8 protein-coding genes are annotated in these 7,083 nt (G+C 62.2%); 1 reads left to right on the forward strand and 7 read right to left on the reverse strand.

The annotated features are described in order from the left end of the window. A partial coding sequence (locus tag AO501_RS09035; protein ID WP_231752413.1) for a hypothetical protein occupies positions 1-465 on the forward strand: 465 nt, incomplete at its 5' end. Positions 466-1,146: 681 nt separating this feature from the next. Here AO501_RS09035 and AO501_RS35280 read toward each other — a convergent pair. The 7 genes from AO501_RS35280 to AO501_RS09070 form a co-directional block, all read right to left on the reverse strand. Further along, complete coding sequence (locus tag AO501_RS35280) at positions 1,147-2,274, reverse strand: IS110 family transposase (RefSeq protein WP_231752414.1); 1,128 nt, start codon at positions 2,272-2,274, stop codon at positions 1,147-1,149. Positions 2,275-2,585: 311 nt separating this feature from the next. After that, positions 2,586-3,335 (reverse strand): tyrosine-type recombinase/integrase, encoded by a 750-nt coding sequence (locus tag AO501_RS09045; protein WP_156452421.1) that lies wholly within the window; start codon positions 3,333-3,335, stop codon positions 2,586-2,588. Positions 3,336-3,445: 110 nt separating this feature from the next. Beyond that, a complete protein-coding gene (locus tag AO501_RS39000; protein ID WP_063892839.1) occupies positions 3,446-4,042 on the reverse strand; it encodes a hypothetical protein in 597 nt (198 codons plus the stop codon). Then, positions 3,990-4,562, reverse strand: coding sequence for a hypothetical protein (locus tag AO501_RS09055; protein WP_063892840.1), 573 nt, complete (start codon positions 4,560-4,562; stop codon positions 3,990-3,992). Before AO501_RS09055 ends, AO501_RS39000 begins: the two co-directional genes overlap by 53 nt. A gap of 50 nt (positions 4,563-4,612) precedes the next feature. Then, positions 4,613-6,187 (reverse strand): NAD(+)--arginine ADP-ribosyltransferase, encoded by a 1,575-nt coding sequence (locus AO501_RS09060; RefSeq protein ID WP_156452422.1) that lies wholly within the window; start codon positions 6,185-6,187, stop codon positions 4,613-4,615. Positions 6,188-6,263: 76 nt separating this feature from the next. Continuing rightward, a complete protein-coding gene (locus AO501_RS09065) occupies positions 6,264-6,572 on the reverse strand; it encodes a WXG100 family type VII secretion target (protein ID WP_055577406.1) in 309 nt (102 codons plus the stop codon). 19 nt (positions 6,573-6,591) lie between these two features. Then, positions 6,592-6,894 (reverse strand): WXG100 family type VII secretion target, encoded by a 303-nt coding sequence (locus AO501_RS09070; protein WP_055577407.1) that lies wholly within the window; start codon positions 6,892-6,894, stop codon positions 6,592-6,594. Between the last annotated feature and the right edge of the window lie 189 nt (positions 6,895-7,083).

A 7,083-nucleotide genomic window follows, 5' to 3' on the forward strand; every position in this document is an offset into this window, starting at 1 on the left:
TCAGCGCAACGGCGTAACATCACCCACCGAAGCCAGAAGCTCCGAAGGACCATTTACACCGGATTACGGACGCCACCCAATCGGATCACCGGAGAGCTAGCTGTGCGCGAGCATGCCGTCATCCGCAACCACAGCAGCGAGCCCGTCTTCAACCTGCATGTCGAACACGAGTCCACCAAGGGCAAAAACCACTTCACACAGGAATACCAGCCGGAACGGGATACCGACGACGACAACCACTTTCATCCCTATCTCGGCATTCCATTCCGGGATACGCCTGTGTTAGGGCCAGGCCAGGCGACCGCCGACATCAACATCGTGAATATGCACGACACGACCGGCCCATTCAATGAGCTTGTCGTTTTCACATTTACTGATGCGCGGGGCGCTCGGTGGCGGAGGATCGGCAGTCGGCAGCCTGTCAGAATCCTTGGCGAGTATGACTCCATGATCCGACAAGCATGAGCGGCACCCAAACCCGCGTCCATGGCAGCAAGGATGCCCAGTCGAGGTCCGAGCTCTACCGACCAGCTGGCTAGTCTTATCCGGTGGGGATCTTTAGTCGGATGTCGGCGCGTCAGCGGCTGCGCAGGGCTACCCAGGAGTCGCTGTCGGTGCCCACCTTCAGCGCTCGGCTCGATTGCACCCCTTGGGTGGTGGGCGGCCTGTGGCCTGAGGAGTTATCGCCCGCCAGCGCGGAAACTGCAACCCTCGCGGAGTACCTCAAGGTCGACCTTCAGCGGATCGCAAGGTCCGCAAACGACGATCTGCGAGCCGTTGGCCGCGCCGGGATGGATTACGCGGCCCGGCGTGCTGCCGAGGCCCGAGTAATCGACGAGGCCCGTTCTCGTGCTGTGCGCCGGGTGGAGTCGACAATGCGTCAACTCGGGGAGCGGGCGCAGCACCCCGGCGCGGGGTCTGCACTCATGGGAGCTGGACGGACCGCCGATGGCGAACCCGCGCAAGTGCACTCTGCCGCCCGAAGAGCCACACCAGCAGTTGATATGGACAAAACCCAGGTGATCCCCGCTGTGAATGACCGGCACCAGGAACCCCAGCCAGACAGCGCAGACCGAGAAGCAGTAGCCGAAGATGCCGTCAAGCGCCGGTAACGCGCCAACGACCGACACCCATGAGCCCTGCGAACTACCAGCATGCGTCGACCCCGAGGTCTGCCAGGGCACCGGCCCACTGTTCGTTAATGCGTTCCAGCTCAGGGAAAGACAACGCCTTGGCGGGCGTGGTGGTTCGGACTGTGTAATCAGCGCGTAGCCGAGTGAAGACGGTGCGTGCTATCCGCCTTTTTAGGCGGCGGATGGCCTCGGTAGGTGAGTCGTGGTGGGCCTTGCAACGCTTCTGATAATACGACTGGCCAGGACTTGGATGACTGATCTGCACGAGGGCAATGCGATACAAAGCGGTGTTCAGCTGACGATTTCCCGACCGGAAGCCCCGCACGTAGATCCGTGACTGTCCTGACCATCGCGGGGTCGGCGCGAGCCCGGCGTAGGAAGCGAATGCGGCCTCGCTTCGGAATCGGGAGATATTGGCTGTCTCGCCGACAATCTTGGCCGCGGTCAATTCTGCGCAGCCGTAGATCCCAAGTAGTGATGGCGCATGGGTCCGCACTCCTACGCCGATGCGGCCTGCGAGAGCTTCAATTTCAAGATTGAGACGTGTGATCTCGCTTAGCTCCTGGCGGGCCAGTTCGGCGACCAGGCCAGGCTGCGTCTTTAGCCATGCGTTAAGCACCCCGACCGTTTTCACCCGATCCAGCGATCTGGTTTTCGGCGCGTGCGAAGGGTCGAGTTCATGCACCCGCCACAAGAACCGGTTGGTTGTGGCGCAACGCTGTGACACTAGGTCTTCGCGGCGGTCCACGAGAAGCTTTAGCTCGCGTGACACGTCATCATGGGTTGCCGTCGGCAGGCCAGGTTCGCGTAATACCGCACGTGCCACGGCCAACGCGTCGATGGAATCTGACTTTCCCCGGGTCCGTGCCGAGGCGCGAGTTCGTGCCATCAGGTGCGGCGGAACTCGAACTACCTGCTGACCGGAGCCCAGCAGATCCTGTTCAAGTCGCCGCGACAGATTTCGGCAATCTTCGACACCCCAGATCAACTGGGTCCCGAACCTCTCTTGTGCCCAGCCGAATGCCCTCAGGTGCCCAGCCGTCGTCGCGGGCACTGTCAGTTCGCCAAGTTTTCGGCCACTGAGTTCGACGCCCACGAACGTATGGGTTTTCTTGTGCGTGTCGACCCCTATAACAACCATGAGCCCTCACAAGGTCCTGCAACACCGACCGCTAAGTCAGACGCGTTGCCGCCATCCTGGCAAGACCTGGGACCGGCAAACGCGAAAGCACTACTTAGTCGAAGCCAGCCGAGCGGCGGCACCACTCCTCCGAGCCAGGCCCCAGGTCTTCCCGACACCAGTCGGCTCGTCCTTCGCACCGAGGGTCGGCAACACGGCGTTGAGCTGTACCAATTGCATTGGTTCGGACAGCCAGGCGAACGGTGCGGCGGACCACTTCATCCTAAGCTACGCGTCATTCGCGGGCATAGTGCACGCGTGATCGGCGACGTTTACCCCTTGGGTCTAGCAGCCTTCGATGCCAGCTTGAGGCCCGAGCGCCGGAGGTCGGTCAACCGCAGATCAGGTTGTCCAGCTGTGTCCCGGGCTCTTGCGAACATCTGGTTAAGCACCGACGGTGAGAGATGACGGTCGGGATCGGTAACCGAAGGAAATAACAATGATTCGGGCCAATTTGGAACGTGTTTTCGAAGGTGCTTCCTGATCGTCGGCAGGAGAGCTGACGGAATTGGGACATCCCTCAAGCCCCCTCTCCCTTTGGGGGTGGTGATGACGGCGGTTCCCCGGATCAAGGAGACTGCGCGCCGCACTCGAACAACGGCTCCGTCCAGATCGACGTCCTTGCGGCGCAACTCGCTCAGTTCGCTCAGGGGCATGGCCAGCCACGCAGTCATGAGAACAAGCGCCTGGTAGGCCTCTGGTATTGCCAAAGTGATGCTCTCAACCTCGTCTAGAGTCGCTGGGCGGTTAATGGCAGTACGGCGCGACGTCGACTGACCGGTGATCTGGCAGGGGTTGGCAGCGATCAGGTCATCGGCAAGTGCTGACTCCATAACTGACCGCAGCAAGACGTAGGCATGGGTGCGCATGGTGCCGGTTCCCGCTTGCCCGCTGGCGTACCACTTTCCGACTGCAGCAGGGTCTATCCTCCCGAGTTCAACGTCGGCGAATGTTGGTAGAAGCCGTGCGGTCAGCAACCTGCGGTAGTGATCGCGTGTCCGAATCGAAATCCGGCGTTGCATCACCCATTCCTCGGCGTATGCGCCGAAGGCGGGACTGGGTCGGCTCGGTGGGGCGGCCTGGATGGCAGTAGCGTTGACCTCCAAGCTAATTGGGGGGTCGGACTCAGAGATCACAGGTACAGCTTGCCCTCGCCCTTATCCTCATTTTCCGTCCGGTGGGAGGAGGGGTTTGCGTTCGTCGTCGTGGAGCCGTTTGAGGGCTCGACGGCTGATTTGCCCTGGGTCGAGGCAACGCCCAGGTCGGAAGCTGATGCCCTGCTACTCGCGGTCGCCTCGCCGGTCGGGCGGTGGATGACGGCGGGGCTCTCGCTGATTTCACACACTCCGACCCCGTGGGCTTGACCTAGCTGAAGGAAGGCGTCACGTGCCTGGTCGAATTTCGACCACCGAAATGACACGTAGAGCGTGTTCCGTCCGAAGGCGTAGTCGGTATCGGCGTCGTCATCATCAGTGGCTGCGTCGGGGCCGTTTATCGGCGGGAAGTCCCTGATCAGGTCGCGGTAAAGGGCCCGCAATTTGGGTGTCGTCACCGCAGGGTCGTAGGACGAATCCTGCGCATGTTGGTGATACCAGGCCAGCAGGTCGTCATTGCCGGGCGCTGTAGCCGGGTCGAAAGCGAAAATGTCGTACGACATCAGGCAGGTTGGAGGGGTGTCATTCGCCGCGTCCCTGCTTGCGTCGGCTCCGCTGCTGGTCTGCCGCCGCATCTGCTTGGGGTGCGCTGCGCGCTTTCGCCGATACTGCGGACGGTGTCGGCGAATCCTCGGAGAGACTTGCTGCTGGTTGATCAGGAGCAGCCTCACCGTCGGCTGGTGTCGCAAACTCGGCCTGCTCGCGCAGGTTCCATCCCGACGGGACGGCGTGGTGGTCGTAATAGTGCTGGAATAGTTCGATGGCTTCAGGGGCGGTGAGCACCTCAGCTCGCCGGACCAGATAGGTGTTGTCGCCGTTGCGGATGGGTTCGGTTTCCGAGGACTGCTCCGACGCTTCGGAGTGGCCGATGGTATAGACGCGGAAGGTGTTGTCGGGGTCGAGTTGGCGGATCTCAACCGTCAGGCGGTCCGGGGCGATTCCGGTGGCTTGTATCCACTCGTCGGGGTAGACGGTCTCGTCGTACTCAGCGTCTGACGGTAAGGGATAAATCGAGGTGTAGGTGTACCTGCCGTCGCCGAGCTTGTTGATGATCGCGGCGAGTTGCCCCGGGATCTCCTCTGTGAACTCGCTCATCCATCCCGATGACCGGTTTGATTTCTGGATGTGCGTGGGACGGTCGAGTTTCATTCTGCTGGAACCGTTTCCACGCGAACGCTGGTGATTTCCACCGTCTCGACTTCTCCTCGTTCGTTTGTGATGGTGACGTGGGCGGGGTTCTCTGTAGTCACCGCCGCGTCGAAACTCCGTTGTGATCCGCTCAGGGACGCCCCACCAGACTTCACCTCAACTGCTTCATACGTGCCGTCCGGTTTTCGGGCCAACCCATCGTAGAAGCGACCATTCTCGGCCCCGTCGACGGATGCTTTGCGTTGTTCGTTGGTTACCCATCTACCGGGGTAGCGATCGCGGTACTGCTCGAGACCTTCTGCCTCCCGGAGCCTGCCGTACCCTTCGCCGCGACCGGTGATGTGGCCGTAGATGTCCCGACCGTCTCCGCGATTGATGCCCTCCCCGGGCCGACCCGTGTGAGCATGCATGACGGTGACGCCGGGGTTGAGCGCGGCGTGGCGTCCCAGGTCGATGGCCCCGCCTCCGGCCATGGTCGCACCTGCGGCGATCATTCCTGCTCCGGCGACGTTGACTGGTACGCCGATGAGCGCGCCAACACCGGTGGCATCGAGGAGCACCCCGGGGACCTCAAGCCCGGCCCCGCCCGCCATAAGCTCGGCTCCGGCGGCCATCGCGAAAAGGTCTTCGGGGTGGTGAAGTGCGGCGTTGCCGACGGTGGCGACGGCGTTGATGGTGTCAGCGGCAACGACTTGGGCCACGTCTTCGGCGTAGTGCAGGGCCACGTTGGCCCAGGCCCCCATCGTCCTAGCGGCAGCTTGCGCTGCCTGCACCAAAGGTTCGAGCAGCATCCGAACTGCGTCGGCTTCAACCTTGAGGTCATTGAGGACCTGCAAGGCCTCGTGGGCGATCTGGCGGAGCTGGTCTTCCTTGCCTTGGATGAGGCTGACGAACTCGTCAAGAAGTCCCGAGGGACTCACGAGATGTAGCGCCTCGTCGATCAGGCGGCGCAGATGGGTATGGGCGTCATCGACGTGCTGGGCGTAGGCGTTGAGATTCTTCGCGATCCCGCTGGTGACGGTGCCGAGCTGGGTGACGCCGTGGCTGGCGTCGCCGAACGCGGTGCCGATTTGCCCTTGTTCGGGGATCTCCTGGCCTTTGGCGCTGTTCTCGGGCCTCACCAGCGCCGCGTCGAATGCTTGGGCGGCACTGGTCAGCGAGTTCCAGGTTTGCGCGGCTGCCCGCATTCTGCCGGGATCACCGTTAGGCCATACCATGCCGATGATCGACTGGATCAATCCCCAGCCGAAGGGGGCACTCGTCAGGCTGCCTTCCCCTTTGGGGGGTACGTGGGTCGAATACGGTTTGGTGGCAGCTGGTTTGGTGGGAGGGCTGCCGCCCGGGTTGATTGCCGAGTAGTGGTTGGCGATGGCGTAGTTGTAGGCGCTGGTCCTGAGCAGGTCGCCGATGCGGGCGCATCCGTTGGCAACGTCGACAATTGCTTCGACCGCGCCCTGGGCGGCCTCGTCGTAGGCATGGCCGACCACCAGGCCTGCCGGGTCGGTGCCCGTCATTCCCGGGCCGCCCAGAGCTCCCAGCGCGGTGCTGACCGCCTGACTGAAAGCGGTCATGGCCGCGATGGTGTCTGAACCGGCGCTATCAAGCACCGCAGTGTCGACCGTAATCGTCATTGCGCAGGGTGATCGACTAGGGCCGTTGCCACATCGCGGTGTTGGCCGCAGCCGCCGAGCCGTAGTTGCCGTGGGCGGTAGCAACGATGGCCCGCAACTGGCTGACCGCAGAGCGCATCTCCTCCGCGCCTGCCGTCCATCGTTGCTGAGCTTCCCGGTGTGCTGCCGCCGTCGTCCCCTGCCAGTCGATGTGCATGGCGTTGACCTTGCGCTCGACATCACCCAAAAACTGCTCGGTGGACTTCTCGAACTTGTCGAGCAACTCAGCCGCTGATCTCAAAGCGTCGAGATCCACATGGAATACGCTGCCGCCGTTGGTACTCATCTGCCCAGTTCCTCACCAGTCACTGGGGCTGATCGGTGTTGTCGAAGTTCTGCGCGGCGGTGCGCAGGGCAGCGACCAACTCGGTCATCCCGTCGACAACTTTCGAGGCACCCTCGTGCCACTCCACGAAAGCATCATGAAACTGGCCGCCTGGGGTACCCCGCCACCCCGACCCCAGCAAGGTAGTCACTTCACCATCGACATGACGCAGCCTGTTGGCGAATTCCGCCGTAGCTTCCCCGACCTGGTCGGCCACGAAAGCGACCTGAGTCGGGGTTATCTGGAGCAACTCTCTGGCATCGCCACTGTCTGCAATGCCCACGCTAACCTCCGGGGTCTAGACAGACTCAGCTTTACCAAGCTAACAGCAACTTTAGTGACAAATGTCCGCGTAGGCACAGCCGTAACAGCGTTGAGTGTCCGACTGCGTAGCCCGGAACCTGTCAACCTGAATGAGGCACCGTTGCGCGGTATTTACTGAGCGTCCTCCTCTGGATGGTCGGGTGGGTTG

Origin of the sequence: Mycobacterium gordonae, assembly GCF_001417955.2 — a bacterium.
In the GTDB taxonomy this organism is placed as follows: Bacteria; Actinomycetota; Actinomycetes; order Mycobacteriales; family Mycobacteriaceae; genus Mycobacterium; species Mycobacterium gordonae_B.

Coding starts and splice junctions, on each gene's coding strand:
- AO501_RS35280 (WP_231752414.1), bottom strand. CDS start 2,274: ATGGTTGTTATAGGGGTCGACACGCACAAGAAAACCCATACGTTCGTG.
- AO501_RS39000 (WP_063892839.1), bottom strand. CDS start 4,042: ATGCGGCGGCAGACCAGCAGCGGAGCCGACGCAAGCAGGGACGCGGCG.
- AO501_RS09045 (WP_156452421.1), bottom strand. CDS start 3,335: ATGCAACGCCGGATTTCGATTCGGACACGCGATCACTACCGCAGGTTG.
- AO501_RS09065 (WP_055577406.1), bottom strand. CDS start 6,572: ATGAGTACCAACGGCGGCAGCGTATTCCATGTGGATCTCGACGCTTTG.
- AO501_RS09055 (WP_063892840.1), bottom strand. CDS start 4,562: ATGAGCGAGTTCACAGAGGAGATCCCGGGGCAACTCGCCGCGATCATC.
- AO501_RS09060 (WP_156452422.1), bottom strand. CDS start 6,187: ATGACCGCTTTCAGTCAGGCGGTCAGCACCGCGCTGGGAGCTCTGGGC.